2 protein-coding genes are annotated in these 2,927 nt (G+C 65.1%); both read left to right on the top strand.

Going from position 1 to position 2,927, the window contains the following annotated elements; genetic code table 11:
• Window positions 1–239 precede the first annotated feature (239 nt).
• Window positions 240–2,117, top strand: a complete 1,878-nt coding sequence (locus tag DKG75_RS22570; protein WP_109923460.1) for a hypothetical protein — start codon at window positions 240–242, stop codon at window positions 2,115–2,117.
• 45 nt (window positions 2,118–2,162) lie between these two features.
• On the top strand, window positions 2,163–2,927 hold a 765-nt coding region (locus DKG75_RS22565), incomplete at its 3' end, for a hypothetical protein (protein WP_211315717.1).

Below are 2,927 nucleotides of genomic sequence, written 5' to 3'. Positions count from 1 at the left end.
GGCGCTGATCTTCGTGCCCTGCATGGTGCTGCTGTTCCGCCCGAAGTCGCTGGCGAACCACGGGGCCGGCCATGCCCGGCCTGCGGTGGCGCTGCCGGCGGAGGCGATCGGCAAGCCGGCGGAATAGGGCCCGGCCAACGACGGGGCCCGGCAGGTGATGGCGCCGGGCCACCGAACAAAGCCTTTAAAAACACAATGGAGGAACGCGGCCGCAGGCCGCTGAAGGGCAGGGGGAAAACATGAGACTGGCGAATATCCTGCTGGCGACGACGATCCTGGGCAGCGCCGCCGGCGGCGCGCTGGCCGGCCTGGCGGCGGATCTCGGCGATATCAGCATGGGCGGCCGCGTCAAGCAGGGCGTTGCCTTCGGGTACTCGGAACTGACCGACGGCATGCTGCGCCTGGCGCAGGCGAATTATATCGTCGAGACTGACATCAGCTGGAAGCCGACCAAGACGCTGGCGGTGACCGGCAAGTTCTGGCTGCGCGGCGACTGGGTGGACAGCTGGGGCGCGGACCTGATGGGCAGCGGCATCCAGAACCCCTATAGTCCCAATGCGACCCAGCAATACGGCTATCACCTGAACCGCAAGGGCGGCGGGCGCGACGATCCCTTCGGCAACACGGTCGATCACCAGAACCGCTATCTCGACGACTTCGAAGACGAGATGATCCGCGAGCTGGCGATCAAGATCACCGACGAATACAACCGCTACGCCATCAAGATCGGCAAGTTCGTGCGCGGCTGGGGCCAGTCGGACGGCATCCGCCTCCTTGACGTGCTGCATGCCCAGGACCTGCGCATGAAGGGCGTGCTGGGCGACAGCGACGAGATCCGCATCCCGAACTGGATGGTGGCGGTCGACCTCAACTTCGACGAGATGGGCATCGCCAAGCCCTTCGAATGGATCGGCCTGACCAAGCCGGGCCTCGAGCTGATCTTCATGCCCGAGACCCAGCACGACCTGTTCGTGATCAACAACCCGACCCCGGGCGACGTCACCGCCGGCGGGCTCTACGGCTTTCCCTTCCCCTATCTGATCGATCCGGTCTCGGGCAAGGGCATCCCCTACTTTGCGGCCCATCTGAACGACGTCACCCCGCGCGAGTTCAGCGTCACCGACGCGACGCTGGCGGCCCGCTTCAAGTTCCAGGCCCTGCACGGCGAAGGCACGCTGAACGCCTATTACGGCTGGCAGGAACTGCCGATCGTGAAGATGCGGGACTCGACGCTCCATGTCGGCAGCGCCACCCACCAGGCGGACCAGGCGCTGCTGAACGTGCCGCTGAGCCAGCCCCTGCTGGAGACCCTGGTGCATGCGCCCGGCGTCGGCTATCTCGACGCCATGCGCACCACTTCGGGCGGGCTGCTCGGCTCGCTCGGGCAATTGCTCGGCGGCTATCCGATCAATCTCTACGGCTGCGCCACCGGCATCCTGCCGCCGCTGTGCTCGGTCACGACCAACTTCGACCTCGACTACAAGTACCGGAAGAAGCTGGTGGGGGCGACCTTCACCCGCGACATGGTGGAACTGGCCTTCGGGCCCAAGGATGTCGCCCCGGTGTTCCGCATGGAAGCGTCCTACGAGTTCGACAAGCCGTTCAACCGCTACCGGGTGAAGACCAATGTCGGGACCGAGGCCTATGGCACCAATGCCCTGATCTCCAGCGTCGACGAGAGCGTCGCCTTCCGCGACCAGCTGTCGATCATGGTCGGCTTCGATTACTTCCTGTGGCTGCCGTTCTGGGAGAGCCAGGAAAGCTCGATCTTCACCTCGTTCCAGCTGTTCAACATCATCACCGACGACAGCAAGGACCTGATGTTCCAGTCGCCCTATGCGGCCTTCGGCTCCAAGGTCCACCCGGTGCAGACCTATGCCTCGTTCCTGTGGTGGAAGGCGCTGGACGACGGCCGTCTCTATCTCGAAGGGCTGGCGGCCTACGACTTCCAGAACGAGGGTTTCGCCTATCGCCAGCGCATCGACTTCAACTACTTCGGCGACAACATCCGCCCGCGGGTGGAGATCATCCACTACGAGGGCAAGACCGAGCAGGGCCTGTTCGGCCTCTACGACAATGCGGACGCGATCGAGTTCTCGCTGACCTATCAGTTCTGAAAACAGTTCACCAACGGCCATAAGCTCACCAACGGGAGGAAACTCATGAAGTTCAAAACCATGGCGGCCGGCCTCGTCGCCGCCCTGGCCCTGGGCGCGTCCCAGGTCGCCCTCGCCAGCCCGGAGGACGGCGTCGCCGCCTGGAAGGCTTTCATCGCCCAGAACGGCGAGGGCGGCGGGCGCTCGAAGTTCGTCGACGCCCTCGGCTCGGCCGAGGCGCTGGCGATCGCCAAGCGCTGGGCGGCGCTGCGTGGCTATGATGCCCCGGCCCTGCTGAAATCCGCCAACCTGCCGCCGGAACTGAAGCCCGGCACGGTGATCGACGCCTCCAACGTCGATGCCGCCTGGCTGAAGCCCTATATCGTCGGCGCCTTCGCCGAACGCTTCAAGGACGCCGGCTGGTTCGGCTGGAAGAAGGCGGTGATCGTGCCGACCGCGTCCTACTACATGCCCAAGGGCACGCTGGAGCAGACCGAGGACGCCAAGGCCAAGGGCATCACCTTCAACGCGACCCCCGACGGCAACCTGCTCACTCCCGACGGCAAGTTCGCCCTGTCGACCCAGGGGGCCATGCCCTTCCTGAACCCGAAGGACGGGCTGGAGGCGACCTGGTCGTTCGTGGCCCATGGCATCGCCAACGACAACCTGAACTTCCACCCGATCACCATGGACGTCTGCAACAGCAGCTCCAACCTGGAACGCCAGTACAAGGCGGAACTGTGGTGGCAGAAGATGCACGGCCGCAAGGACGTGGCGCCCTTCGGCGACATCAACGGCATGGACGGCGTGGTCGAGGGCGGCGCGGTCTAC

Source organism: Zavarzinia compransoris (assembly GCF_003173055.1).
GTDB classification, from domain to species: domain Bacteria; phylum Pseudomonadota; class Alphaproteobacteria; order Zavarziniales; family Zavarziniaceae; genus Zavarzinia; species Zavarzinia compransoris.
This window is presented reverse-complemented; position numbering and strand designations above follow the sequence as displayed.

What these genes read in the sequence shown, in the direction of transcription:
- DKG75_RS22570 (WP_109923460.1), top strand. Translation starts at nt 240, where the DNA reads ATGAGACTGGCGAATATCCTGCTGGCGACGACGATCCTGGGCAGCGCC.